Consider the following 384-nt stretch of genomic DNA (forward strand, 5'->3'; position numbering starts at 1 on the left):
AATCAGCTCCTCTGAATTGCGACCAAAGAGAGTCGCCCCCAGAACAAGCTTACTTTCCTTATCCACGATAACCTTGAAAATGCCTTTGAGGTCATTATTGACATGGGCACGTGGCATATTGGCGACAAGCAATTCGTTGGCAATGTAGTCGTAACCTGCTTCCTTGGCTTCCTTCTCGGTCAGACCAACACGAGAAAGCACAGGCGTGATAAAGACGCTGGTCGGAATAGACTTACGTTGGCTCAAGCTATAAGTTCCAGTCCCAGTCAACTTGCCGAAAACGATACGGAAGTCGTCTAGGGATGTGTAAGTGAATTGTGGACCGCCATTGACATCTCCCACCGCATAGACACCTGGAACAGTCGTTTCGCGGTAGTCATCCAC

At 49.0% G+C, this 384-nt stretch carries 1 pseudogene; it reads right to left on the reverse strand.

From position 1 onward, the window contains the following. Nucleotides 1–384, reverse strand: a pseudogene (locus E0T84_RS31715) (pyridine nucleotide-disulfide oxidoreductase); the annotation flags it as partial.

This window comes from Mycobacterium sp. DBP42 (assembly GCF_005924235.1).
In the GTDB taxonomy this organism is placed as follows: Bacteria; Actinomycetota; Actinomycetes; order Mycobacteriales; family Mycobacteriaceae; genus Mycobacterium; species Mycobacterium syngnathidarum.